The following is a 22,491-nucleotide window of genomic DNA, read 5'->3' as shown; positions in this document are numbered from 1 at the left end:
TCCTTGTTGTTATTCAGAAAAACAGGTCGATTCGGGCGTAGATCGGGTGTTCGCGGCGCTCAACGATGGCCGGGCGCTCCAGGGAGCGGGCAAGCACCAGCGAAGCCGCAAGGTGAGAACCGCGTGCGCTGAGTTCCCAGGCATGGCCGGTAAGGCGCCCGGCGACGTCAGGGTTGTGCGGGCCACGGCGGATCACACCGACGTCGTAGCCAAAGCCCACGCCCACTTCGTGCACCCAGGGCCGCAGCGCCTCCCAGGCCACCGGTTGGCGCCAGCGCACCTGGCTGCGCCAGTAGCCGCCGCTATTGCCCGACAGGTTCTGTTGCTGGAACCCGCGCACCGCACCGAGGCCGCCGACGCTCAGGCGTTGTGGCCCATAGAGTTCGTCTTCGGCGTACTGGCCGGTGGCCAGGCTGTCGACACTCCAGTGCTGGCCCAGCCAGCGAAAGGCCTGCAAATAGCTGAGGGTCAGGGTGTATTTCTGATAGCGCGAGGTCGGCGCGCCGCGCTGTGTAGAGAGATCGCGCTGGGCGTCCAGGGCGCCGATGCCCTGTTGCCAGCCGGCATCGAGGTTGAGAAAGGCGTTGCCGATGCGGCGGCCATGGTTGAAGCCCAGTTGACGCTCCGTGATGCGATGGCTGGAGGTGCGCAGCAACGCGTCTTCCAGGTAGTTGCGGGTCCGCAGGTGGCTCAGGCCAAAGCTGAACGCCGTCTTGCCCAGGTTATCGCGGTGCAGCACGCGCTCGGCGCGCAACTGCTGGCTGGAGGTCTCGCCTGACAGCGCGAAGGCAAACCCGGAAAGGTCGTTGCGCGTGCGATAGAAGCTTTGGCTGTGGCTGACATTGAACGTCCACCAACCATACGGCAGGCTGTAGAACAGGTTCTGGCTGTGGGAATGGCGCCAGCGGTCGCTGACGGTGTCGCGGCTGGCCCGCAGGTTCAATTGATCCGCCAGGCCCAGGGGGCTGTCCCAATCCAGGCCGATACCGGCCTGCTGGCGACCGGTGCTGGCATCGCCATGGTTATTGCGGTTGGCCGAGACACGCCAGGGTTCGCGACGCTCACCTTTAAGCGTCACGCGGCTGCCACCCACCGCCTGCCCCGGCAACACCTCAAGTTGCGGCTGGCGCGAGGGCAAGCGCGACAGCTGATCCACCCATTGCTCCAGCTCGCGCAGGTCGAGCACCTCCCCTACGGTGCCGGGAAAGGTCATGGCGGACTCCAGCGGGCTGGCCAGCGATGAGCTGTCGAGCCCTTCAAGGCGCCCTTCGACCACGATGATGTTCAGCTCGCCATGTTTCAGGTCCTGCTGTGGCAGGTAGGCACGGGTGGTGACATAGCCGCGATGCAGGTAGTGGTCGGTGAGGCTTTTGAGCACGGCGTTGAGTTGCGGCCCCCCCAGGCAACGCCCCTGCCAGGGTTGCAGCAGCGCCTCTCGCTGGCCTTCGGGCAGCAATGTCGCGCCTTCAATGTTGATACGCGTGACGGTGATGCACTGACCATCGTCCAGCGGCGCGGGGGCCGTTGGCACAGCGATTTGGCCGGGCAGGCCCTGCAGGTCTTCAAGGCGACGACGCTGCTCTTCCAACACTTGCTGCTGACGCTCACGGGCCAGTTCGCGGTCGCCGGGCGACACGGGCGGCGCGGCAAGAAGCGGACCTGAAAACAGCGCCACCCCCAGCAGCGCAGGTCGAAAAACAGCTGGCATCCCTTCACCCTCACGCAGGCACTCACATGGAAAGAGCACCCATGCTGCCGAGGCTGAAACGCTTAAGGAAAACAGGAAAGGTTACAAAAAATTCGGCGTTCTCGAGGGCGTCGCCCTGTCTGCCACACAGCCGTTGGAGGACTGTCGGATGCTTCCGAACAATGTCAGTCGAAGGAAGAAACCGGATAGGAAGTGAGACTTGAAACGCATATTTCCTGGTTTTTTCTTACGCTAAAAATTCTTTCCCCTACAAACGAGAAAGACAATTCAGAGAGGATAAGAAAGGAGATCTGTCAGAGGAAAAAGACCGGATGCTCAACCCATAAGCACACGGGCATACCTGAAAGCGACCAGTGCAGAATAGCGTTCGGGCCTGGCCCATTTACATCGTAAAAATTGAAGTTGCCCGACGAGCGGCAGCCTCTCAACTCAACAACACCACCCCACCCGGCAACTCCGTGCACTTGGCCCCGTACGCATCGCGGATCAACAACGCAACGCCCGCCAACTGCTGCAAACTGAAGCGTGCCTGAACCCGGCGCTGGCCCAGTTCCTTGTTCAACAGCAGCAGCATGCCCGGGCGATAACGGTTGATTTCGTCCACCACCGTCGCCAACGTGGCGTTGTTGAACACCAGCACCTGTTCACGCCAGGCGACGACTGCCTGGGTGTCGACGGTCGTCACGTCACTGAAACCGGCAGCGCTATAAGTCAATTGCCGGCCTTTGCCCAGGCTCACGCTGTTGCCGGCAACGTCCACCGACAGCGACCCTTCGATACAGGTGACACACACGGTGCTATCGGTGTGCCGCACGTTGAACCGCGCCTGCGCCGCACTTACCCAGCCTTCGCCGGCCTGCACCTTGATCGGTTGGGCAACGTGGGCGAGGACTTCAACTTCACCTTCAAGCAGTTCAATGCCCTGCCCCACCCGGCTGATGCGGGTCTGGGTGTTGAGCTCCAGGCTGATCCCTTGGCTCAACAGCACCTGGCGCTGCTCACCGACTTCGGTGCGATAGTCCGCTGTGAGCCCGGCAAACCCACCCGGTACACCGACGCGCACCATCACCACGGCCGCCGAGGCGGCGATGGCGCCGCCGAGGAAGGCACGCCGGCCAAAGCTGCGCGGCTGCGACACTTGATCAAGGGCCGGGGACAGTTGCTGCCATAGCACCTTCGCGTGCTCGAAGGCCTGGGCGTGTTCCGCGCTTTGTGCGCACCAGGCTTTGAGGGCCTTGGCATCGGCCACGGTGGCACGGCCCGAGGTCAGCAGGAGCAGCCAGTCGCGGGCTTCATCGTGCAGGGGGCTGGCGGCGGACTGCCGGGCGGTGGAGAGGCTAAAGATATTCAAGCGCGCACGTACTCACGGATTTATCAGGGACTCGACACTAAGACGGTTTTCCGGCCCCGGGACCGAACCGCTGAATCACTTTTCTTTCCAGGCGTTTGGCACAGTGGCCCAGGGCGGCCTTGATTTCCTTTTCGACCATACGCGTGGAGATGCCGAACCGCTGGGAGATTTCCAGGTGTGGCGCCTCTTCCAGGCGTGCGGCGATGAGGATCTTGCGCCGGCGCGCGGGCAATTCGTAGAGCGCCTTGACCAGAGATTGGATTTCTTTCTGGCCACCCACCACCCGCGAGGGGTCCTGGGCTTCGTCGGCGCTTTGCAGCAACTCTTCCACCTCGCTGCCGGTGAGCAGGCGCGCATCGGCCTGGCGGCGGTCGGCGGCGATGTTCAGGGCCATGCGGTACAGGTAGGCATTGGGCTGTTGCAGGTTCGGCGGCACGTCCATGCGGTCGACGCGCAGGTAGGTTTCGTGCAGCACATCGTTGGCCAGGTCCTCCGAGCCCAGGCGCTTGCGCAACCGCACCTTGAAGTCTTCGTAAGAGGCCAGGAACAGGCTGACCATCGTACTGTGCCCGGTATTTTTCATCCCTCCGAGGCTCCTTTTGCTGCTGTGCATTCCATGCGCGTTCCTGTTGTGTCAGGCATCAAAAGTAAAGTCACCGGTTGGCGCAACGAGCTTGGCGCCGGGCGTTCAACCCGCGCCGCTGCCAGGCCGCGCACCAGTGCTTCATCGCGTTGTTCATCGCCGGTGGAACTCACCAACCGGCTGTGTTCGATCAGCCCTTGCGGGTTGACCCACACCTGCACCAGCGCGCGAAAACTGCCGGGCCGGGTCAGCGGCGAGCGGCACAGGCTGGTCTCGATGGCTTGCTGCAACGCCGTCGCGTAACTGTTGTTGATCCGCGCAGCGTTGCGTGCCGCCGCACCCCGCGTCGTGGGCGGCGGGCTGACTTGCGGGGTCTGCAAGGTAAACGCATCGCTGCGTGCATAACGGGCCATCAGGCCACTCCCTGTCAGCAATATCGCCAGTGCTTCTTGCGCCGTGAAGCGCCCGCGCACGGCGATGGAGCGCCGCCCGCGCGTCAACTCTCGGTCCACCAGCACCGCCATCCCGGTGGCACGGCTGTAGGCTTGCAGTGCGTGTTCCAGGTCCTGGGCCGGCAGGTTCAACGACAACAGCGGTGACTCTGCCTGGGCCGTGCGTCCACCAGCCAGCAGCAACAGCAAGACCAGGGCGCACATGACGCGCCTCCAGGCTCCGTGTTCACCCCCTGTTCTGCATCGCTGCACGGCCGACGCGCCCTAGAAAACCGTCATCCTGAGGCCAGTTTATGAACCTGATGTTACGGTGATAGCAAAAAAAACATCACGGTGATGAGAGGCCCGCTGCACTAGACTTCCAAGCCATACCGGCCCACTCCTTCGGGCCTGCCAGGAGGCCCGATGAAAACCTTGCCGACCCTTGCCAGCCTGTTGCTGTGCGCCACCCTGCCCTTGCTGGCCCATGCCGAAAATTCCGCCGGCACGTGCGCCGAGGTCAGCGTGGATGGCTACAAAGCGCCCGACTATGGCTGCCTGAGCCAGCAGATGGGCAACGACACCAACGCGACCAAAGCGGCCAAAAAGAACCGCGAGGCGCAGAACATCCCCATCGAAAAACGCCCGCCGAATGCGCTGGGCCTTTCCACCCCGGCGGCGACCAGCGTGCGCATGGGCAATACCTTCGGAACGTCGGTAAAGCCGCAGCGGCCCTGAGGGCCAACCCTTTCAAAACGGGCGATAAGCCCCCTGTGGCGAGCGGGCTTGCCCCGCGTTGGGCTACGCAGCAGCCCCAAAACCAGCGCCCGGAGCGGGCCTGATTCACCGCATTCCTCCTTCCAGGGTCGCTTCGCAACCCAACGCGGGGCAAGCCCGCTCGCCACAGGCCGTTTGACACAATTTTCATATCTGCTCGCCTAAAATCCCCCCCCTCTCGTTGGGGAGTAACCGGCTTCTGACCCTGTTGGAAGCGTTCGTATCAACATATTCGGCAACCTGCCGTGGTGCGAACACCGTTTTTTCGGTTGGTGAGACCAGCGACACCTCCATGCCTGAAGTCGGGCGCGTGGGAGTGTCGTTGTGTCCCATAGCCCGACTGGAAGCCTTACCGTGAACCCCATTTCCCTGATTCTTCTCGCCCTGGCCATGTCCACGGACGCCTTTGCGGCGGCCATCGGCAAAGGCTCCAGCCTGCACAAACCGCGCCTCACCGAAGCCCTTCGCGCCGGCCTGATCTTTGGTGTGATCGAAGCCATCACGCCGATGATCGGCTGGGCCATCGGCCATGCTGCCACGCGCTGGGTGGAAGACTGGGACCACTGGATCGCGTTTACCCTGTTGGTCGGGCTGGGGCTGCACATGATCTGGAACGGGCTCAAAGCCGATGATGAAGAAGCGGAGAAACCGACCCAGCACTCGTTCATGATCCTAGCCGTCACGGCCTTCGCCACCAGCATCGATGCGCTGGCGGTCGGCGTGGGCCTGGCGTTCGTAGACGTAAACATCCTGGTGGCGGCGGCGGCGATCGGCCTGGCGACCATGACCATGGTGACGATCGGGATGATGCTTGGCCGAGTGCTGGGAACGGTGGTGGGCAAGCGTGCGGAGATGGTCGGTGGTGTGGTGCTGATGCTGGTGGGGGCGACAATTCTGTACGAGCACCTCTCGGTCTAGGCACCGCAAACCAATGTGGGAGGGGGCTCGCCCCCGATAGCGGCGGGTCAGTCAATGACGCGGTGACTGTCCTACTGCTTTCGGGGGCAAGCCCCCTCCCACTGGGGTTCTACAGCGGTTTGGAGAATGCATTTCAAGCCGCCTGGCTTTCTTTTTTCAAGCTGTCCATATCGATCACGAACCGATACTTCACATCGCCCTTGAGCATCCGTTCGTACGCCTCGTTGATGCCCTGGATGTCGATCATTTCGATGTCCGAGACAATCCCGTGTCTCGCGCAGAAGTCGAGCATGTCCTGAGTCTCCTGGATGCCGCCGATCAACGAGCCGGCCAGGCTGCGGCGCTTGAAGATCAGGTTGAATACCGTGGGCGACGGATGCGGGCTGTCGGGCGCGCCGACCAGGGTCATGGTGCCGTCACGCTTGAGCAAGTTAAGGAACGCATCGAGATTGTGCGGCGCGGCAACCGTGTTGAGGATGAAGTCCAGGCTGTTGGCGACCTTGGCCATTTCGTCCGGGTTCTTCGACACCACCACCTGGTCGGCGCCCAGGCGCAGGCCGTCTTCGCGCTTGTTTGGTGAGGTGGTGAACAGCGTCACATGGGCGCCCATGGCATGGGCGATCTTCACCGCCATATGGCCCAGGCCACCCAGGCCGACCACTCCGACCTTCTTGCCGGGGCCGACCTTCCAGTGATGCAGCGGCGAATAGGTCGTGATGCCGGCGCACAGCAACGGCGCCACGGCTGCCAGGTTGGCTTCATCGTGGGAGATGCGCAGCACGAACTTTTCCTTGACCACGATGCTGTCCGAGTAGCCGCCGAAGGTGTTTTCACCGCCGAACACCGGGCCGTTGTAAGTGCCGGTAAAGCCGTTCTCGCAGTACTGCTCCTCGCCCTCGGCGCAGGACGCACAGTGTTGGCAGCTGTCGACCATGCAGCCGACACCGGCCAGGTCACCAACCTTGAACTGCTGCACATTGGCGCCGACCGCCGTGACACGGCCGACGATTTCGTGGCCGGGCACGGACGGGTAAAGGGTGTTGTTCCACTCGTTGCGCACGGTGTGCAGGTCGGAGTGACAGACCCCGCAGTAGAGGATGTCGATCTGCACGTCATCAGCCCCCGGCGCACGGCGCTCAAAGGTGTAGGGCTTGAGGGAATCCTTGGCGTTCTGGGCGGCGTAGCTGTGAGTCTTGGCCATTTCGTTCACCTGTGTGATCTGACGGTAGAAGTCAGTGGACCAGCATAGACGCTCAACCGTTCAACCGAGCACAGGCGTACAAGCCCTTCGTCCGGTTTATCGCAATAGTGTGCCTGAGCTGTTTTGCCCCCCTATCACAGGAGTTTTCCATGAGCACATTCGTTGCCAAAGACGGTACCCAGATCTACTTCAAGGACTGGGGCAGCGGTAAGCCCGTGTTGTTCAGCCACGGCTGGCCGCTGGACGCCGACATGTGGGAATACCAGATGGAATACCTGAGCAGCCGCGGCTTTCGCACCATCGCCTTTGACCGCCGTGGGTTCGGCCGCTCGGACCAGCCGTGGACCGGCAACGACTACAACACCTTCGCCGACGATATCGCCCAGTTGATCGAACACCTGGACCTCAAGGACGTGACCCTGGTGGGCTTCTCCATGGGCGGTGGCGACGTGGCTCGCTACATTGCACGCCACGGCAGCGCGCACGTGGCCGGCCTGGTGCTGCTGGGTGCAGTGACACCGTTGTTCGGCCAGAAACCGGACTACCCACAAGGCGTGCCGACTGAAGTGTTCGATGGCATCAAGGCCGGACTGTTGAAGGACCGTGCGCAATTCATCAGCGATTTCAACACGCCGTTCTTCGGCATCAACCAGGGCCAGAAGGTCTCTGACGGTGTGCTGACCCAGACCCTGCAAGTGGCCATGCTGGCATCCCTCAAGTCGACCGTGGATTGCGTCACCGCGTTCTCCGAAACCGACTTCCGCCCGGACATGACCAAAATCGACGTACCGACCCTGGTGATCCACGGTGACGGCGACCAGATCGTACCGTTCGAAACCACCGGTAAAGTGGCGGCCGCCTCGATCAAGGGCGCTGAACTGAAAGTCTACAAGGACGCGCCCCACGGGTTCGCCGTGACCCATGCGCAGCAGTTGAATGAAGACCTGCTGGCGTTCCTGAACCGCTGAAACATCCTCTCCTTTGGTGGATTCATAGGGCCCTCAGCCTGTAGGAGCGAGCTTGCTTGTGAAGGTCGTCAACGATGACGCGGGAAACCAGATTGACCGCGTCATCGTTCAAGATTTTCGCGAGCAAGCTCGCTCCTACAGAGGACTTTTTTTGCTCAGGGCCAGGCGACCCGGCCCGGCGATCCATAAGCTGGTGAAGATGATCAACAGCAGCCAGCCGAACTGCCCTTCGAACAGCGTCCACTCCGGGTGTACCACCAACAGGGCGATCAACAGCACCGCCAGGATCGGCAGGCATGCCAGGCGCACCAGCACCCCGGCAACGATCAGCAGCGGGCACAGCACTTCAGCGAAAATCGCCAGCAGCAACGTGATGTTCGCCCCCAGGTGAAACGGGTCTTCGATCAGCTTCAATTGCTCGCTGTAGTTGAGCAGCTTGGGCAAGCCATGCACCCACAGCAGGAACAGCGCCCCGCTGATCCGCAGAAACAATAGTCCCAGGTCCTGACGCGTCGATTCGTTCATACGTGCTCTCAGTTGATTGCCACAAAGGTCGATTGTGTCGACCGAGCCACCTAAGCGCTTGCAAGCCTGTGCTGACCTCACTCCCCCGTGCCGGCAAACGCCGCGACAATCTCCTCGATCACCGCGCGCACCCGTGCGGTGTGGCGCAGATCGGCGTGGGTCACCAGCCACACGTCGTACGGCAGTGGCCGCGTGCGCTCCGGCCACAGGCGCACCAACCCGTCGCGCTCACCGGTGCACACCGGGATTTCACCGATGCCGATGCCGGCAGCGATGGAGCGGCGCACCAGCAGGCTGGAGCTCAAGGCCGCGACAATGCGTCCACGGCCCAAGGGTTCGGAGACCAGGGTCATGTCCTTCTGACTTTGCAGGTGAGGTTGGTAGACCACCAGGTCATGGCCTTCGAACAGGCTGCCCGGCTCAGGCACGCCGTGGCGGTCGAGGTAGCCCTGGGACGCAAACAAACCGAGCGGCCAGCGCGCAATGCGCCGGGCGATCAGGTCGGGGTTATCCGGGCGCTGGTTGCGCACGGCGATATCGGCTTCACGCTTGGCCAGGCTGAGGATCTGTGTGGACGCGTCCAGTTGCACGCGCACGTCAGGGTGTTGGTCGTGCAGGCGGGCGATGGCCGGGATCAGGAAATCAATGGCCAGGGAGTCGGTGGTGCTGACCCGCACGGTGCCGGTCAGGCGGTCATCCAGGCCCTGGATCTGGCGCTCCAGGTCGAGGGCCGAGCGCTCCATTTTTTCCACCGAAAGCAACGCCGCTTCGCCGACCGCAGTGAGCGCGTAGCCCTCGGAGGTGCGCAGGAACAAGGTGGCGTTCAAGGACTTTTCCAAGGCGTTGACCCGGCGCCCTACCGTGGCCTGGTCGACGCCCAGCACCCGTGCAGCGCCCCGCAGTGTGGACTCGCGGCACACCGCCAGGAATACCCGTGCATCGTCCCAGTTCATTGCCTCCTCCACTGCTGCATATATGCACTCTTATCATGCTGATTCGCAGCATTATTGCATCACCAATCTCGGCTATGCTCACAGCCATCGAAAATACTCAGGATTCGCCCAATGACTCTGCCTACCGACATGACCCTGATTGAAATCACCACGCCCGGCGGCCCCGAGGTGCTCAAGCCGCGCCAGGAACCGGTGCCCTCCCCGGCCCCCGGCGAAATCCTGATTCGCGTGCACGCCGCCGGGGTCAACCGACCCGACGCCTTGCAACGGGCCGGCAAGTACCCGATGAAACCCGGTTTCAGCCCGATCCCCGGCCTGGAAGTGGCCGGCGAAGTGGTCGCGCTGGGCGCAGGGGTCAGCGGATATGCGATTGGCGACAGGGTCTGCGCCCTGACCAATGGCGGCGGCTACGCCCAATACTGTGCGGTGCCCGCCAGCCAGGCGTTGCCGGTTCCCGAAGGCATGGAGTGGATTCAAGCCGCCGCCATCCCGGAAACCTTTTTTACCGTGTGGGCCAACCTGTTCGGCATCGGCGGCGCGCACAAGGGCCAGCGCGTGCTGATCCACGGCGGCACCAGCGGGATCGGCACCACCGCGCTGATGCTGTGCCGTGAGTTCGGTATCCAGGCATTCGCCACCGCCGGCAGCGAAGAGAAATGTGCGGCCATCCGTGCCTTGGGCGCTGAAGCGATCAATTACCGCGAGCAGGATTTTGCCGAGGTGATCGGGGCTAAGGGCGTCGATGTGATCCTCGACATCATGGGCGGCTCCTACCTCAACAATAACCTCAAGGCGCTGGCCATGGACGGACGCCTGGTGATGCTCGGCTTCCTCGGCGGCGCCAAGGCCAATGACGTGGACCTGCTGACCATCCTCGGCAAACGCGCCATCGTCACCGGCTCGTTGCTGCGCGCCCGCACCAAGGACGAGAAAGCCGCCATCGCCGAGCAACTGCGCGAGCATGTATGGCCGGTGCTGTCAGCCGGGCGCTGCCTGCCGATGATCGACCAGGTGTTCGATTACACCCAGGCCGATCAGGCGCATGCGCGGATGGAAGGTGGCGATCACATTGGCAAGATTGTGTTGCGGGTGGTTTGATTACCCGGCGAACACCGGGTAGTCGACGTAACCCGCTTCGCCGCCCCCATACATCCCTTCGGCCCGCAGCGGGTTCAACGGCCAGTCGTTGAAAATCCGTTGCGGCAAGTCCGGATTGGCGATGAATGGCCGTCCGAACGCGATCAAATCCGCCAGCCCTGCCTCAACCAGATCAGCACCGCGTTCAGCGGTGTAGCGACCGGCGTAGATGATCCGCCCGCTGAAGGTGTCGCGTACCGCTCGGCGGAACGATTCGGGCAATACCGGGGCGTTATCCCAATCGGCTTCGGCAATCGACACATAGGCAATGCCCGACGCTTCCAGCACCTTGATCGCTTCGATATAGGTGTGGTGTGGGTCGTCTTCCACCAGGCCGATGTACACCCGGTCCTGGTCGGTGCCGCTGAACAGCGGCGAGAAACGCACACCCAGGCGCTCTGGCCCGACCACGGCGGTCACCGCTTCGACGATCTCGCGCAGGAAGCGCAGGCGGTTGTGCAGCGAGCCACCGTACTCGTCGTCGCGCTGGTTGGCGTGGGCCGAGATGAACTGGTTGACCAGGTAGCCATTGGCTGAATGGATTTCCACCCCATCAAACCCCGCATCCAGTGCATTGCGCGCTGCCTGGGCGTAGTGCCCGACCAGGTCCTTGACCTCCTGCGTGGTCAACGCACGCGGTACAGGCGGTTGCATCAATTGCCCCTCGCCCGGCGCCGTTTCGATAAAGGCCTTGGCCTGAATTGCCTGGATAGCAGAAGGTGCGACCGGTGCGGCACCCTCAGGCTGCAACGCGCTGTGGGACACCCGACCGACATGCCACAACTGGGCAAAGATCACCCCGCCTTCGGCATGCACCGCCTCGGTGACCTTGCGCCAGCCGTCGATTTGCGCCGGCGTATAAATACCCGGCGTCCACGCGTAACCCTGGCCACGCGGTTCAATCTGCGTACCCTCACTGACCATGAAGCCGGCACTGGCGCGCTGGCGGTAATACTCGGCCATCAAGTCAGTGGCGATATCGCCCGGCTGGGCGCTGCGCTGGCGCGTCAACGGTGGCAGCACAATACGGTTGTTCAGCGTGTGGTGCCCCAGGTTTACCGGGGTACTTAAAATAGAGTGATTCATTGAATAATTTCCAAATAGCGGGCGCGCTAAAGCATTGGCGACTTTTACAAGTCGCCAATGTTTGCAGCGGTTTATTGAGTTAAGCGGTGAGTTTCAGCAGGGCCTTGGCGACATCGCTGGAACTGCCGGGGTTTTGCCCGGTGACGAGCAAGCCGTCGGTAATGACAAAGGACTGCCAGTCAGCGCCTTTCTCATACAGGCCACCCAGCTTCTTGAACTCGTCTTCTACCAGGAACGGCACCACATCGGTCAATTCCACGGCGGCCTCTTCCGAGTTGGAGAAACCGGTAACGCGACGGCCCTTGACCAGCGGCTCACCGTTGACCGCCTTGACATGACGCAAGGCACCCGGCGCATGGCAGACAAAGCCGATCGGCTTGCCGGCACGTTCGAAGGACTCGATCAACGCGATCGACACCGGCGACTCTGCCAGGTCCCACAGCGGGCCGTGGCCGCCTGGGTAGAACACCGTGTCGAAGTCATCGGCGTTGACCGAATCCAGCTTCAGCGTGGTCGCCAGGGCCTGTTGCGCGGCCGGGTCGGCAGCGAAGCGGTGGGTCTGTTCGGTCTGGAAGTCCGGCAGGTCGCTGACCGGGTCCAGCGGCGGCTGGCCACCGGCCGGGGAAACCAGCACCACGTCGGCGCCGGCGTCCTTGAACGCGTAATAGGGAGCAGCAAACTCTTCGAGCCAGAAGCCGGTCTTGCGCCCGGTATCGCCGAGCTGGTCGTGAGAGGTCAGTACCATTAATACTTTCATTTTCCAGTGCCTCGATAGGTGTGAGTGTCAGTGTCGTGCGGATGCCCCAACAACTGTCGGGTCAACCCCAGCGCCTGGTCGAACGGCGCCGCTGTACGGGTGATCTTGCTCATGACGCTGGTCCCCAGCCACAACGCATACAGGCGCTGGGCCAGGCTTTCGGGGTGTTGCGTAAGCGTTACCGAGCCGTCTTCGACACCCTGCCGCAAGGCCTCGGCGAGCAGCCCGATGGTGCGTGCGGTGCCGCGTTGCAGGGCCAGGCGCATCGGCTCTGAAAGGTCTGACACCTCGGCACCGAGTTTGACGGCAAGGCATTTGCCCGCGTCGGTGCAGCCGGTCTGGTTGTTGATCCAGCTGTGCCAATAACGCATCAGCTTGGCGTGCTGGCTCAAACCCGGCTGTTCAAACAACTGCTGCATGCCATGCACGTAGTGGTCGAAGTAGTGGTCAAGCAATACAACGCCAAACGCATCTTTAGAGGTGAAGTAGTGATAAAACGAACCTTTGGGTACTTCGGCGGCTTGCAGTATTTCGTTCAGGCCCACCGCAGAAAATCCCTTGCGACCGACAATACGTTGCGCGGTGTCCAGAATGGTCTGTCTTGCACTTTTGGTTTCGCTGCTCATGCTTGATCCCGTCCGATTAGACCAGTCGTCTAGTTCGTTGAGGGAATGTTAGGAGTCGGCGCTATCGCGCACAATGTCAGATCCGCAAGGATTCCGGACATGCCGCGAAGGCAGTTGCCGTTTACCCGGCACGCGCCGACAATCCCCTTTCCCGCGCCCCTTGGAGAATGACGATGCACAGCGTTGCGCTGATGGTTTACCCGAACTTCCAATCCCTGAGCCTCAGCCTGGGTTCGGTGTTCGAGTGCGCGAACCTGCTGCGCGGCGAGCCGGCCTATGAGTTTCACCTGGTGTCGGAAAGTGGCGGCGCGGTGATGACGTCCCAGGGCTTTTCCGTGAACACCACGCCGATCCGGCCGCAGGGCTACGACACGCTGATCGTCAGCGGTTACCTGGAATTCCGCCTGCCGGAAGCCAACCTGCTCGAACTGGTCAAGGCCGCCTCCGCCCAGTCGCGGCGTGTGGCCTCGCTGTGCATGGGCATCTTCGTGCTGGCCGAAGCCGGCCTGCTGGCAGGCAAGCGCACCACCACCCACTGGATTCACGCCCCGGCCTTTAGCAAGCGCTACCCGGATATCCGCCTGGAAGAAGACAAGCTGTTTATCGTCGACGGCCAGGTGTGGACCGGTGCCGGCATGAGCGCCGGCGTGGACCTGGCGCTGGCCATGGTGGAAAACGACCTGGGCAGCGACCTCGCCCGGCGCATTGCGCGCAAACTGGTGATCGCCCAGCGTCGCGGCAGTGAGCAATCGCAACTGTCGGCGCTGTTGGAGCTGGACCCCAAGTCAGACCGCGTGCAACTGGCCCTGGCCTACGCCCGTGAGAACCTGACCCACGACCTTTCGGTGGAGGCCCTGGCCGATGTCGCCCGGCTGAGCCCGCGCCAGTTCAGCCGGGTGTTCCGCGAGGAAACCGGGCAGACACCGGCCAAAGCCATTGAAGCCCTGCGCGTGGAAGCCGCGCGGGCGCTGATGGAAACCAGCCGTCACCCGGTCGAGGTGGTCGCTCGCGAAACCGGGTTTGGTGATCGCGAGCGTATGCGCCAGGCGTTTTTAAGGGCGTTCGGCCAGCCGCCGCAGGTGATGCAGCAGGCTTTTAATGCAGCGCCGCCCGCGTGATCAGGTAACTGACCAACTGCGGGTCATCCTCCAGCTCTATCGTCTGCACCGGGCGCGGCAGGTTATCCAGCACCGAGCGCCAGAACGCCTGGGACACTTCGTCCTGGTCATAGAACCGCACCAGCCAATTGGCCTGGCCGCTGCACAGCACCTGGCTGGCGATGGCACGACCAATGCCTTTGCGGCGGTAGCGCTTGAGGATGAACAGGTCGGCCAGTTCCAGGGCGTCGATGCCCGGCAGTTCGCTGCCTTCGATCAGCAGGAAGCCGGCGATGTAGCCATCCACCAGCAGCAGGTTGGCGCTCCATTGCGGGTCTTGCCAATAGCGGGCCAGGTGTTCGTCATGGATGTAGAAGCGGCCATCGGCCTCCACATCTTCCTGTTCCCAATCGGACGATTCATAGGCGTAGTACTGGTAGAGATTACGGATCAACTCGGCTTCTTCGGGGCCGGTCTGGATCAATTCGACGGTGGTTTCAGGCATGGGGCTCTCGGTGAAAAAACGCAGGGCGCCATTGTTCACAAAACACGGGCAGAGGCCAACCTTTCTACTTGCTGAACCGATTGCAAATAGGTGTTGCCTCTGCCGAAACCTTGAAACATTTCGAATAAACTTCGTGAAATTTGCCTCTGCTCTTCAAGGACACCTATTTTGACCACCATGTGTACCGCCGGCCTGGATGTGGGCTTTGCCTCCCTGGATTACGTGCAGATCTTCATCCTGGGCGTGATCCAGGGCATTACCGAACTGCTGCCGGTGTCATCCACCGCCCACATGCGCGTGGTGCCCGCCCTGCTCGGCTGGCAAGACCCCGGCTCGGCGTTTTCCGCGGCCATGCAACTGGCGGCGCTGGCGGCGGTGGTCAGTTACTTCTGGCGCGATGTGCGCCAGGTCACCACCGGCAGCATCGGCGCGGTGCGTCGGGGTGACTACAACGACCGTTGGTTCAAGCTGGCGGTGGCGATCGTGCTGGCGACCATCCCCATCGGGATTGCCGGCCTGGCGCTGTCCTCGACCTTGAACGCATGCAACTCGCCATTGCGCGGGCTGATGGTGATCGGCATTTCCTGCGTGGTCATGGCGGTGCTGCTGGCGGTGGCGGAAGTGCGCGCACGCCACACCCGTGAAGTGAGCGAAATGCGCCTGCGGGATGCGTTGATCGTGGGGATCGCGCAGATTGGCGCGTTGATTCCGGGGGTATCGCGCTCCGGTTCCACTCTGACCGCTGCGTTGTTCCTCAATTTCAAGCGTGAGGAAGCGGCGCGCTTCTCCTTCCTGCTGGGCTTGCCGGCCATCGCCCTCGCCGGGCTGAAGGAGTTGTGGGTGTTGCTGCACGCCGATATGCCGGCGCATGCCTGGCCGCATTTGCTGTTCGGTTTGGTGGTGGCGAGCGTCTCGGCATTCTTTGCGATCTGGGGCCTGATGAAGTTCCTGGAGCGGTTCTCCACCTGGCCGTTCGTGATCTACCGTGCGCTGTTGGGGGTGTTCCTGATTGTGGCGGTCAGCACTGGGCTGTTGAGCTGACCCAATTTACTGTGGGAGGGGGCTTGCCCCCGATAGCGGTGTGTCAGTCAACTTATATGCAGCTGACCCTCCGCAATCGAGGGCAAGCCCTCTCCCACATTTGTTCTGTGTTGCCTTATAGACCACCGGTTCGCTCGGCGAGCGCTTCCAGCAAGTCGGCCGAGGGCACGAAAAACAGGCCGCCGGTGACTGCCGTGCTGAAATCCAGCAGGCGGTCATAATTGCCCACCGGGCGGCCGACGAACATGTTCTCCAGCATCAATTCCAGGGGCTGCGGCGAGCGTGCATAACCGATGAAGTAGGTGCCAAACTCCCCGGCTCCGGGTCGGCCAAATGGCATGTTGTCGCGCAGGATCTTCACTTCTTCGCCGTTCTCGTCGGTGATGACAGTCAATGCGCTGTGGGAGTTGCTTGGCTTGGCTTCTTCATCCAACTCGATATCCGACAATTTGGTGCGCCCGATCACTTTCTCCTGGGCCTCCACCGTCAAACCGTTCCAGGCAGTCATGTTGTGCAGGTACTTCTGCACCAGCACGTAGCTGCCGCCGCGAAACTCGCTGTCTTCCTCGCCGACGATGGTGAAACCCTCGGCCTTGCGCCCTACCGGGTTCTCGGTGCCGTCGACAAAGCCAATGATGCTGCGCATGTCGAAATAGCGGAAACCCTGGACCTCATCCACCACCTTCACGCTGTCGCCCAGGGCCGCCATGATGTGGGTGGCCAGTTCGAAGCACAGGTCCATCTGTTCGGCGCGGATATGCAGGAGGATATCCCCCGGCGTCGACACAGCCATGCGCCCTGCCACGCCGAACTCACGGAACGGATGCAACGCCGCCGGGCGTGGCGCGCCGAACAGGCGGTCCCAGGCATCCGAGCCAAACCCGCAGACGCAGGTCAGGTTGCCGGCCGGCACGCGCTTGCCCACCGAACGCACCAGCCCGGCGATATCGGCGCACCAGGCGCGTACCCTGTCCTCGCTGCCGGGGGCGACGGTGGCGACCATGAAGATTGCGCTGCTGGTGATCGGGTGGCACACGGACTGCGGTTCCAGGGGCGGCTGAACGGAGGATGGGGTCATGGTGAAAGTCCAGGCTAAAGGGCGAGATTGAACCCGCGCAGATTAGCAGATCATTTCTGACAACTGCGCCACACCTCACGCATCAGCGCCTGCATCTTCAGCGCTTCGGCCCAGCGATCGCTGATCTCGCGGCCGTCCGCGGCGGTGATTGCATAAGGTGGCGGGCCCAGTTCACAGGTAAAGGACAGGCTCTGCGGCGTCTGCGGGCGGGCCAGCCAGTCTTCGATCCCGTAGCGCCACCACTCGGTAAAGCGCTGCACCCAGGCTTGGTGCTGGGGGAAGTCCAAAGACACTTGCACCTGCTCGCTACTGGCCACGCGACCATGGAAACCCCAGCTGTTGCGCAGGATGCGGCGTATCTGCGCATCGTCCTCGGCGGCGCCAGGCTCCGGCAGTTCACGCCCGACCACGTAGTGGGACAGGTCGGCCAGCAGCTTCAAATCCGGCATCTGTGCCAGCAGGTCAAGGGTGAACAGCAGGTCGTTGGTGAGGCGATAACGGTGGGTTTCCAGCAGCACGGGGAACGCCACCTGCTCGGCCAGCCGCTGCCAGCCTTCCACCAGTCGGGCCGCTTCGGCCTGGGTGCGCGGGCGCACATCGGCTTGCAGGGTGAGGTGGTGGCAGCCGTAGCCGCTGATCACATCCAGTGCGACGGCCAGGTCGTCCACCGATTGCGGGAACAACTGGCCTTCGATCTGCAAGCCGTGCGCTGTGGCAGCGGCGTGCAGGCGGGCGACATCGGCGGGCTTGAAGTAATGGTCGGTAATGCCGTCGAAACCGGCGGCCTTGATGCGCTCGAGTTGAGCCTCGAGTGGGCCGGGTTCGGTCTGCATGGCCCACAGGGATTGGAACACCAGGAATTGGCGCATATCAGCCTCGCAGCAGGTGTTTGAGGGACAGTTCGGGGTTGGCCAGGCTGGCGGAATCGAGTGACAGTCGCGCGCTGATCAGGCGCTCGCAGAGTTTGATGTCCTTGGCCGCGCTGTTGCCCGGTGCCCATCCGCAGGCACCTTGCAAGCGGTGATCGGCATCCAGGTAGAACAGCAGCAAACCGCCGTTCGCCAACGGCCGGCTGATGGTCAAGGGCGTGATCACGCCGACCGTCTGCAAGCCCCAGTCATACTGGTCGGACCAGAACCCGGGCAGCGCCTCGAACGGCAGGTCACGGCCCAGCAGGTTCAGCGCCGCATGCCGGCCCTGGGCCTCGGCATTGCGCCAGGTTTCCTGGCGTTGATACAGGCCATCCAGGCGAAACTCACACACGTCGCCGGCGGCATAGATATCCGCCGCGCTGGTGCGCAGGTGCGTATCCACGCGAATGCCCTGCCCCACGTCCAAACCGGCCGCTGCGGCGAGTTCAACATTGGGTTGCATGCCGATGCCGACCACCACTAGGTCGCAGGGCAAGCGCTGCCCGTCCATCAGCAGCACGGCGTCGGCCTGGATCGACTCCAAGGCCACCTTCAGGCGAACGTCGACCCCGTGCTGACGATGCAGGGCCAGCAGCGCTTCAGAGATAACGGGCGGCAACACCCGGCCCGCCAATCGCGGCCCAGCTTCGAGCAACGTTACCTCACAGCCCAGGCCGCGTGCCGTCGCCGCCACTTCCAGGCCGATAAACCCGCCGCCGACCACCACCAGCCGCGTGCCAGGCTTCAGCGCAGTACGCAGGGCCAAGGCGTCATCGTGGGTGCGCAGGTAAAGCACATTCGCCTGCGCCTGGGGCAAGCGTCGCGCCCGACCGCCGATGGCCAGCAGCAGGCCGGCGTACTGCAGCCATTGGCCATCGGCCAGTTGCAGCCGATGCTGTTGCGGCTGCAACTGCGTCACCGGGTTCGCGGCGATGTGCTCAATGCCCAGCTCCGACAGTCGCGCGCTGTCGCACAGGCTGCAGCCGGCCAGGTCCGCCGTGCCCTGCAACACGCCTTTGGACAGCGGCGGCCGCTCGTAGGGCAAGTGCGGCTCATCGCCAATCAGGATCAGCCGCCCGGTGTAGCCTTCTTCACGCAAGGTCAGCGCAGCACGGCCACCGGCATGGCCGGCGCCAACGATGATCAAGGGATCGTTCATGATCAGGCCGTGACAGCGAGCAACACCCGCCCCGCTTCGACCCGCACCGGGTAGGTCTTGAGGTTGACGCACACCGGCGCGCCGAGGGCCTTGCCGGTGCGGTAATCGAAGCGCCCGTTGTGCTTGGGGCACTCAATCACGTGGTCCATCACCAGGCCGTCGGCCAGGTGGATTTTCTCGTGGGTGCACAGGCCGGCGGTGGCGAAGAATTCATTCTCGGACGAGCGATACACCGCGTAAGTGTGCGGCCCGTGGTCGAAGCGCAGCACGTCTTCTTCGTCTATTTCGCCCACGGCGCAGACGTCGATCCATTGATCGTTCATGGCGTTTTCTCTTGTGCTTGGAGGGGGGTCAGCCGGCAGCGGTTTCTGCATGCACCGGTGCATGGGCGGCCGGATGCGTGTTCGGGTGAATCGGACGCTGGACGAAATAGGTGGGATCGCTGCGCTGCTTCCAGATGGTCGGCAGGATCTCCTTGTACGCCTCGAACAGGTTGGCGTACGGCGGCGGGCAGTCGCTGCGGATTTCTTCGTGCAGTTGCGCGAGGGCGTGGTACGGCACCATCGGGTACATGTGGTGTTCGAGGTGGTAGTTCATGTCCATGTAGATAAAGCGCAACACGCGGTTCATGTAGATGGTGCGGCAATTGCTGCGGTGGTCCAGCACATCTTCGGCCAGGCCGACATGCTGGGTGAGGCCGAACAGATAGCCGAGCCAGGCGCCATAAATACTCGGCAAGCCCACCAGCATCAGCGGCAGCCAACTGTGCAGGTACAACGCAGTGCCAATCACCAAGGCATAAATGCCGACCCAGATGCGCGCGGCACGGAACACCTTGGGCCATTCGGATTCGGGGATGAAGTCCGCTTCCTGGGCACTCATCTTGCCCATGGCGTGGCGCGCCACACCGCTGAACGTTTTCCAGGCCAGGGGCAGGTTGAACAGGCTCAGGCCCATCATCAGGTAGCTCGGCGGACGCGGCTCGACGATCTCCGGGTCACGGCCGACCACGATGGTATCGGTATGGTGCCGGGCATGGCTCCAGCGCCACACGTGGGGTTCGAAGATGCACATGAAGCTGGCGACCTGGTACAGCACGTCGTTCATCCAGCGGGTCTTGAAGGCGGTGCCGTGGCCGGTTTCATGCCAGCGCGGGTTGGACGCGGTGCCATACAGCACGCCATAGACGAGGAAGAACGGCACGCAGGCCCAGGTGCCCCAGAACCAGTAGCCACCAAAACCGCTGGCAAACAATGCGATCACCCAGATCGCGGTGTCGAGCAGTGCCGGGCCGTCGCGGCGCTGCATCAGTTCTTTCATGCGTTTACGTGAGATCGGCGATTGGTACCAACTGGCCGAGACCAGGCCTTTTTCAGCGGCGCGGGCGGCTTCGGGGCCGGTGAGGCTGTAGTCGCGACGAGCGATAGGAGCGGTGTGTCCAGGCATTGTTATTGTTCTCCGCAAGCGGGTGGTTTCTGGTGCTGTGTGAAACCCACCTTAGAGAACCGGTTATTCAGCCTCAAGGCCTTGAATCCATTCCCTATCAAGCTATCATCCAGGCCCAGCGGGGCTTGATAGTTTTCTATCAAGACGCTCAAGGGGCCAGTCATGCACAACAACAAACGCCCAACCATCGCCAGCGTGGCCGCCCAGGCCGGGCTGAGTGTGGCCACCGTCGACCGCGTGCTGAATGCACGGGCACCGGTCAATCCCGAGACCGCCGAGCAGGTGTTCCAGGCGGCCGAAGCGGTGGGGTATTTCGCGGCGCGGCTGATCGGCCAGCGCATTCGCGAACGTCGGCCGACCTATCGCTTCGGCATCCTGTTGCTGGCCACCGCCCAGGCGTTCTATGCCAGCCTGGCGCAGGCGATCAGCACGGCTGCCGAACAGCATGCCAACGCCAATCTGACGTGCCAGTTCGAGTACATCGTTGACCGCTCGCCCAGCGCCATCGTCGCGCAGATCGAACAACTGGCCGTGCAGTGCGATGGCCTGGCGGTGGTCAGCTTCGCGCACCCGCTGATCAACGCGTGCCTGGCGCAGATCCGCGCCGCCGGCGTGCCGGTGGTCGCCCTGCTCTCGGATATCCACGAACAGGCCGATGAACCCTACGTGGGCCAGGACAATCATGTGGTCGGCCGCACCATGGGCTGGTTGCTCGCCCGCACCTGCGGCGCGCGCAAAGGCAGCGTGGGCATCCTGCTCGGCGGCCATCGTTTTCTCGGCCACCAGGCACGGGTCGAAGGCCTGCACAGCTACCTGGCCAAGCACGCGCCGGGGCTCAAGCCGCTGGAGCCACTGATCAACCTGGACAACTGCGACATCACCGAAGAAGCCACCCTCGACCTGTTCAGCCGCCACAGCGACCTGCGCGGCCTGTGCGTGGTGGGCGGCGGCGGCGACGGCATCATCAGCGCCCTGGCGCAGTTGCCCAAGCGGCCAGCGTTGTGCTGCATCCTGCAGGAGTCCACCGAACTGTCGCGCCAGGCGCTGCGCCAGGGCTTGATCGATGTGGTGATGGACTCGCAACCGGGCCAGACGGCGACGGCGCTGGTGCAGTTGATAGTGGAGTTGCAGAGTGCCGAGGGGTTCGATCCGGTGCGCCAGCGGGTGTATATACCGCCGCAGATTGTGACGTCGGAGAACCTCTAACGGGCGCGGCACTCGATGATCAAGCCGCCCTCCTCCCGCACGTGACTCTCAATCCGCACGGGCAGGAAGCGTTGGATCACCTGCATATTGCTGTGCAGATGGTCGCTCATATGCGGTGTGGTGAAACGACCACCGCCAGCCAATGCCATCGGCAACAACAATTGATCGGCCAGATGTTCGCCCACCGCCGTGTCGGTGCCCTTCCATTCCATGGCCTGGTCGATCGCCTGGTCAGCCACGGTCTCGGCGCGCAGGTTGGCCTGGCCAAAAGCGCTGAACACTTCGGTGACATGTTCGTGGACATACTCCAGCATCAGCACGTTACCCGGACCTTGTTCCGGGTCGATCTCAATCGGGCACAGCTGGGATTCATCGAACGACAAGCGCTGGCGCACGCGTTTGAACTCACGTTCGCTGACCTGGGCAGGCAACCCGGCATTAAGCGTTATCGCCCGGGCTTCGAGCAGTTTTCCGCGCTGCATCAACTGCAACGGTGCCAGTTGCGCCGGCTGAATGAACGCCTCCAACTCACCACCACCGGCGGGCACAAACCCATACCGGTTCAAGCTCAATTCGATAGCCGCGCCCATGCGCCGCAACAGCGGAAGCCAGGCACGCTGCAAAAAGTCCACCGGCGGTGCCAGCGGATTGTGGGTGCCGCCGCAGATCGTCACGCGACTGGCCGCGGGCGCGCGCAGCAAGGCCGGCAGCAGGGTCTGCAACACCAGGGTGCAACTGCCGGCGGTGCCGATGCTGAAGCGGTATTCGCCGCCTTGAATCGGCCCTGGCTCGAACACCAGGGATTGCGAGCCCAATTGCGCACCGTGTACCTGAGCCCCACAGACTTGCGCCGCCGCCAGCACAGCGGTCAGGTGTTGGCGCATCAACCCTGGCCGGCTGCGCTTGGCGCGAATATTTTTAATCCGCAGGGTCAGCCCGGTCACCATCGACAAGCTCAGGCCACTGCGCAGTACCTGGCCACCGCCGATGGCGCCGTCGAGTTCAATCACGTCCTGTTTCATCGTCA

At 62.9% G+C, this 22,491-nt stretch carries 24 protein-coding genes and 1 riboswitch; of the genes, 7 read left to right on the top strand and 17 right to left on the bottom strand.

What is annotated here, in order from left to right; all coding sequences use genetic code 11:
• Positions 1-13 precede the first annotated feature (13 nt).
• From BLR69_RS02740 to BLR69_RS02725, 4 genes are all read right to left on the bottom strand, one after another.
• On the bottom strand, positions 14-1,708 hold the full coding sequence (locus tag BLR69_RS02740; protein ID WP_071494832.1) for a ShlB/FhaC/HecB family hemolysin secretion/activation protein: 1,695 nt from the start codon (positions 1,706-1,708) through the stop codon (positions 14-16).
• A 424-nt stretch (positions 1,709-2,132) separates the two neighbouring features.
• A complete protein-coding gene (locus BLR69_RS02735; protein ID WP_071494833.1) occupies positions 2,133-3,059 on the bottom strand; it encodes a FecR family protein in 927 nt (308 codons plus the stop codon).
• A gap of 37 nt (positions 3,060-3,096) precedes the next feature.
• Positions 3,097-3,642 (bottom strand): RNA polymerase sigma factor, encoded by a 546-nt coding sequence (locus BLR69_RS02730; protein ID WP_016980117.1) that lies wholly within the window; start codon positions 3,640-3,642, stop codon positions 3,097-3,099.
• Entirely contained in the window at positions 3,639-4,298 is a 660-nt protein-coding gene (locus BLR69_RS02725; RefSeq protein ID WP_071494834.1) for a TonB family protein, read from the bottom strand. Before BLR69_RS02725 ends, BLR69_RS02730 begins: the two co-directional genes overlap by 4 nt.
• Positions 4,299-4,499: 201 nt before the next feature.
• On the opposite strand from BLR69_RS02725, the gene BLR69_RS02720 reads away from it, so the two are divergent.
• Both BLR69_RS02720 and mntP read left to right on the top strand, forming a co-directional pair.
• A complete protein-coding gene (locus BLR69_RS02720; protein WP_071494835.1) occupies positions 4,500-4,811 on the top strand; it encodes a hypothetical protein in 312 nt (103 codons plus the stop codon).
• Positions 4,812-5,021: 210 nt separating this feature from the next.
• Positions 5,022-5,194: riboswitch (yybP-ykoY riboswitch) on the top strand.
• Positions 5,195-5,204: 10 nt separating this feature from the next.
• The gene (mntP, locus tag BLR69_RS02715; RefSeq protein WP_071494836.1) at positions 5,205-5,768 is read left to right on the top strand and encodes a manganese efflux pump MntP; all 564 of its coding nucleotides are present in this window, start codon (positions 5,205-5,207) and stop codon (positions 5,766-5,768) included.
• A 133-nt stretch (positions 5,769-5,901) separates the two neighbouring features.
• Here mntP and BLR69_RS02710 read toward each other — a convergent pair whose 3' ends face one another.
• Positions 5,902-6,969: an NAD(P)-dependent alcohol dehydrogenase gene (locus BLR69_RS02710; RefSeq protein WP_071494837.1), complete on the bottom strand. Its 1,068-nt coding sequence runs from the start codon at positions 6,967-6,969 to the stop codon at positions 5,902-5,904.
• Between the two features lie 149 nt (positions 6,970-7,118).
• Between BLR69_RS02710 and BLR69_RS02705 the strand changes: the two genes are divergently transcribed.
• On the top strand, positions 7,119-7,937 hold the full coding sequence (locus BLR69_RS02705) for an alpha/beta fold hydrolase (RefSeq protein WP_071494838.1): 819 nt from the start codon (positions 7,119-7,121) through the stop codon (positions 7,935-7,937).
• A gap of 135 nt (positions 7,938-8,072) precedes the next feature.
• Here the strand turns inward: BLR69_RS02705 and BLR69_RS02700 are convergent, their stop codons facing one another.
• Both BLR69_RS02700 and BLR69_RS02695 read right to left on the bottom strand, forming a co-directional pair.
• Positions 8,073-8,462, bottom strand: coding sequence for a DoxX family protein (locus BLR69_RS02700; RefSeq protein WP_071494839.1), 390 nt, complete (start codon positions 8,460-8,462; stop codon positions 8,073-8,075).
• 77 nt (positions 8,463-8,539) lie between these two features.
• A complete protein-coding gene (locus tag BLR69_RS02695) occupies positions 8,540-9,415 on the bottom strand; it encodes a LysR family transcriptional regulator (protein WP_058427152.1) in 876 nt (291 codons plus the stop codon).
• A 111-nt stretch (positions 9,416-9,526) separates the two neighbouring features.
• On the opposite strand from BLR69_RS02695, the gene BLR69_RS02690 reads away from it, so the two are divergent.
• The gene (locus BLR69_RS02690; RefSeq protein ID WP_071494840.1) at positions 9,527-10,513 is read left to right on the top strand and encodes an NAD(P)H-quinone oxidoreductase; all 987 of its coding nucleotides are present in this window, start codon (positions 9,527-9,529) and stop codon (positions 10,511-10,513) included.
• On the opposite strand, the gene BLR69_RS02685 is transcribed toward BLR69_RS02690, so the two are convergent.
• From BLR69_RS02685 to BLR69_RS02675, 3 genes are all read right to left on the bottom strand, one after another.
• On the bottom strand, positions 10,514-11,638 hold the full coding sequence (locus tag BLR69_RS02685) for an alkene reductase (RefSeq protein ID WP_071494841.1): 1,125 nt from the start codon (positions 11,636-11,638) through the stop codon (positions 10,514-10,516).
• 79 nt (positions 11,639-11,717) lie between these two features.
• Complete coding sequence (locus BLR69_RS02680; protein ID WP_058426953.1) at positions 11,718-12,395, bottom strand: type 1 glutamine amidotransferase domain-containing protein; 678 nt, start codon at positions 12,393-12,395, stop codon at positions 11,718-11,720.
• The gene (locus tag BLR69_RS02675; RefSeq protein WP_071494842.1) at positions 12,392-13,021 is read right to left on the bottom strand and encodes a TetR/AcrR family transcriptional regulator; all 630 of its coding nucleotides are present in this window, start codon (positions 13,019-13,021) and stop codon (positions 12,392-12,394) included. Before BLR69_RS02675 ends, BLR69_RS02680 begins: the two co-directional genes overlap by 4 nt.
• A gap of 173 nt (positions 13,022-13,194) precedes the next feature.
• On the opposite strand from BLR69_RS02675, the gene BLR69_RS02670 reads away from it, so the two are divergent.
• Positions 13,195-14,139, top strand: coding sequence for a GlxA family transcriptional regulator (locus tag BLR69_RS02670; RefSeq protein ID WP_071494843.1), 945 nt, complete (start codon positions 13,195-13,197; stop codon positions 14,137-14,139).
• Here the strand turns inward: BLR69_RS02670 and BLR69_RS02665 are convergent.
• Positions 14,117-14,623, bottom strand: a complete 507-nt coding sequence (locus BLR69_RS02665; protein ID WP_071495187.1) for a GNAT family N-acetyltransferase — start codon at positions 14,621-14,623, stop codon at positions 14,117-14,119. The genes BLR69_RS02670 and BLR69_RS02665 overlap by 23 nt on opposite strands.
• A gap of 168 nt (positions 14,624-14,791) precedes the next feature.
• On the opposite strand from BLR69_RS02665, the gene BLR69_RS02660 reads away from it, so the two are divergent.
• A complete protein-coding gene (locus BLR69_RS02660; RefSeq protein WP_071494844.1) occupies positions 14,792-15,664 on the top strand; it encodes an undecaprenyl-diphosphate phosphatase in 873 nt (290 codons plus the stop codon).
• Between the two features lie 115 nt (positions 15,665-15,779).
• Here the strand turns inward: BLR69_RS02660 and BLR69_RS02655 are convergent, their stop codons facing one another.
• The 5 genes from BLR69_RS02655 to BLR69_RS02635 are packed head-to-tail and all read right to left on the bottom strand — an operon-like array spanning position 15,780 to position 20,258.
• Positions 15,780-16,742 (bottom strand): Dyp-type peroxidase, encoded by a 963-nt coding sequence (locus BLR69_RS02655; RefSeq protein ID WP_071494845.1) that lies wholly within the window; start codon positions 16,740-16,742, stop codon positions 15,780-15,782.
• A gap of 50 nt (positions 16,743-16,792) precedes the next feature.
• Positions 16,793-17,611 (bottom strand): sugar phosphate isomerase/epimerase family protein, encoded by an 819-nt coding sequence (locus BLR69_RS02650; RefSeq protein WP_071494846.1) that lies wholly within the window; start codon positions 17,609-17,611, stop codon positions 16,793-16,795.
• A 1-nt stretch (position 17,612) separates the two neighbouring features.
• Positions 17,613-18,812, bottom strand: coding sequence for an NAD(P)/FAD-dependent oxidoreductase (locus BLR69_RS02645; protein ID WP_071494847.1), 1,200 nt, complete (start codon positions 18,810-18,812; stop codon positions 17,613-17,615).
• Positions 18,813-18,814: 2 nt separating this feature from the next.
• Positions 18,815-19,135, bottom strand: a complete 321-nt coding sequence (locus BLR69_RS02640; RefSeq protein ID WP_071494848.1) for a MocE family 2Fe-2S type ferredoxin — start codon at positions 19,133-19,135, stop codon at positions 18,815-18,817.
• A 28-nt stretch (positions 19,136-19,163) separates the two neighbouring features.
• Entirely contained in the window at positions 19,164-20,258 is a 1,095-nt protein-coding gene (locus BLR69_RS02635) for a fatty acid desaturase family protein (RefSeq protein ID WP_071494849.1), read from the bottom strand.
• Between the two features lie 162 nt (positions 20,259-20,420).
• On the opposite strand from BLR69_RS02635, the gene BLR69_RS02630 reads away from it, so the two are divergent.
• The gene (locus BLR69_RS02630) at positions 20,421-21,464 is read left to right on the top strand and encodes a LacI family DNA-binding transcriptional regulator (RefSeq protein ID WP_071494850.1); all 1,044 of its coding nucleotides are present in this window, start codon (positions 20,421-20,423) and stop codon (positions 21,462-21,464) included.
• On the opposite strand, the gene rtcA is transcribed toward BLR69_RS02630, so the two are convergent.
• Positions 21,461-22,486, bottom strand: a complete 1,026-nt coding sequence (rtcA, locus tag BLR69_RS02625) for an RNA 3'-terminal phosphate cyclase (RefSeq protein WP_071494851.1) — start codon at positions 22,484-22,486, stop codon at positions 21,461-21,463. The genes BLR69_RS02630 and rtcA overlap by 4 nt on opposite strands.
• Between the last annotated feature and the right edge of the window lie 5 nt (positions 22,487-22,491).

It is taken from the genome of Pseudomonas azotoformans (assembly GCF_900103345.1).
Taxonomy (GTDB): Bacteria; Pseudomonadota; Gammaproteobacteria; order Pseudomonadales; family Pseudomonadaceae; genus Aquipseudomonas; species Aquipseudomonas azotoformans.
Note: the sequence above shows the minus strand (reverse complement) of the source record. Positions and strands in the feature narration are given on the sequence as shown.

What these genes read in the sequence shown, in the direction of transcription:
- BLR69_RS02740 (WP_071494832.1), bottom strand. Translation starts at nt 1,708, where the DNA reads ATGCCAGCTGTTTTTCGACCTGCGCTGCTGGGGGTGGCGCTGTTTTCA.
- BLR69_RS02730 (WP_016980117.1), bottom strand. Translation starts at nt 3,642, where the DNA reads ATGAAAAATACCGGGCACAGTACGATGGTCAGCCTGTTCCTGGCCTCT.
- BLR69_RS02725 (WP_071494834.1), bottom strand. Translation starts at nt 4,298, where the DNA reads ATGTGCGCCCTGGTCTTGCTGTTGCTGCTGGCTGGTGGACGCACGGCC.
- BLR69_RS02720 (WP_071494835.1), top strand. Translation starts at nt 4,500, where the DNA reads ATGAAAACCTTGCCGACCCTTGCCAGCCTGTTGCTGTGCGCCACCCTG.
- BLR69_RS02710 (WP_071494837.1), bottom strand. Translation starts at nt 6,969, where the DNA reads ATGGCCAAGACTCACAGCTACGCCGCCCAGAACGCCAAGGATTCCCTC.
- BLR69_RS02705 (WP_071494838.1), top strand. Translation starts at nt 7,119, where the DNA reads ATGAGCACATTCGTTGCCAAAGACGGTACCCAGATCTACTTCAAGGAC.
- BLR69_RS02700 (WP_071494839.1), bottom strand. Translation starts at nt 8,462, where the DNA reads ATGAACGAATCGACGCGTCAGGACCTGGGACTATTGTTTCTGCGGATC.
- BLR69_RS02695 (WP_058427152.1), bottom strand. Translation starts at nt 9,415, where the DNA reads ATGAACTGGGACGATGCACGGGTATTCCTGGCGGTGTGCCGCGAGTCC.
- BLR69_RS02690 (WP_071494840.1), top strand. Translation starts at nt 9,527, where the DNA reads ATGACTCTGCCTACCGACATGACCCTGATTGAAATCACCACGCCCGGC.
- BLR69_RS02685 (WP_071494841.1), bottom strand. Translation starts at nt 11,638, where the DNA reads ATGAATCACTCTATTTTAAGTACCCCGGTAAACCTGGGGCACCACACG.
- BLR69_RS02680 (WP_058426953.1), bottom strand. Translation starts at nt 12,395, where the DNA reads ATGAAAGTATTAATGGTACTGACCTCTCACGACCAGCTCGGCGATACC.
- BLR69_RS02675 (WP_071494842.1), bottom strand. Translation starts at nt 13,021, where the DNA reads ATGAGCAGCGAAACCAAAAGTGCAAGACAGACCATTCTGGACACCGCG.
- BLR69_RS02670 (WP_071494843.1), top strand. Translation starts at nt 13,195, where the DNA reads ATGCACAGCGTTGCGCTGATGGTTTACCCGAACTTCCAATCCCTGAGC.
- BLR69_RS02665 (WP_071495187.1), bottom strand. Translation starts at nt 14,623, where the DNA reads ATGCCTGAAACCACCGTCGAATTGATCCAGACCGGCCCCGAAGAAGCC.
- BLR69_RS02655 (WP_071494845.1), bottom strand. Translation starts at nt 16,742, where the DNA reads ATGACCCCATCCTCCGTTCAGCCGCCCCTGGAACCGCAGTCCGTGTGC.
- BLR69_RS02650 (WP_071494846.1), bottom strand. Translation starts at nt 17,611, where the DNA reads ATGCGCCAATTCCTGGTGTTCCAATCCCTGTGGGCCATGCAGACCGAA.
- BLR69_RS02645 (WP_071494847.1), bottom strand. Translation starts at nt 18,812, where the DNA reads ATGAACGATCCCTTGATCATCGTTGGCGCCGGCCATGCCGGTGGCCGT.
- BLR69_RS02640 (WP_071494848.1), bottom strand. Translation starts at nt 19,135, where the DNA reads ATGAACGATCAATGGATCGACGTCTGCGCCGTGGGCGAAATAGACGAA.
- BLR69_RS02635 (WP_071494849.1), bottom strand. Translation starts at nt 20,258, where the DNA reads ATGCCTGGACACACCGCTCCTATCGCTCGTCGCGACTACAGCCTCACC.
- BLR69_RS02630 (WP_071494850.1), top strand. Translation starts at nt 20,421, where the DNA reads ATGCACAACAACAAACGCCCAACCATCGCCAGCGTGGCCGCCCAGGCC.
- rtcA (WP_071494851.1), bottom strand. Translation starts at nt 22,486, where the DNA reads ATGAAACAGGACGTGATTGAACTCGACGGCGCCATCGGCGGTGGCCAG.